Origin of the sequence: Paracoccus sp. SY (assembly GCF_002901215.1) — a bacterium.
Lineage (GTDB): Bacteria > Pseudomonadota > Alphaproteobacteria > Rhodobacterales > Rhodobacteraceae > Paracoccus > Paracoccus acridae.
Genome location: NZ_NWMQ01000226.1, coordinates 1 through 412 on the forward strand (window position 1 = coordinate 1; position 412 = coordinate 412).

General features: G+C 59.7%; 1 protein-coding gene. It reads left to right on the top strand.

Features of this window, described 5'->3' with window-relative positions; all coding sequences use genetic code 11:
* Window positions 1-50: 50 nt before the first annotated feature.
* On the top strand, window positions 51-275 hold the full coding sequence (locus CK944_RS22645) for a hypothetical protein (protein ID WP_103175221.1): 225 nt from the start codon (window positions 51-53) through the stop codon (window positions 273-275).
* Window positions 276-412 lie beyond the last annotated feature (137 nt).

Here is a 412-nt window from a genome sequence, read left to right on the forward strand (position 1 = left end):
GGCCTTTTTTCATGATCGACTGCTCAGCAAGGCCATAAGGGAGACGGGGAATGACCGAGAACCGCAGTGACGCACGTCTGAAGGCCGAGCTTGTCTTCGGCAAGTTGCAGGCTCCACCTTCCGCACGTGATCGCGCCTTCGAGGAGATCAACGCTGTTCGGGCGGCGGGGGTGGAAAAGGTCCAAAGGCTTCGGAAAGCGCGGCTGGCCAGGGAATTGCAGGACAAGGCTGCGCTGAAGAGGCCATCAGAACCTGGATTGCCCGAAACATCCTGAGCACGGCTTCAGCACAGGCAACCCCTTGCAATTGCCCTTCGCAGTCGGAGGATGGCTGCAGACAGTGTTGGCAAGCTAGCGGGGGCAAGCCACCTCGAAGGACAGCCGACCTGAACCTGTCCTGATCCGAAACCTGA

What these genes read in the sequence shown, in the direction of transcription:
- CK944_RS22645 (WP_103175221.1), top strand. Translation starts at nt 51, where the DNA reads ATGACCGAGAACCGCAGTGACGCACGTCTGAAGGCCGAGCTTGTCTTC.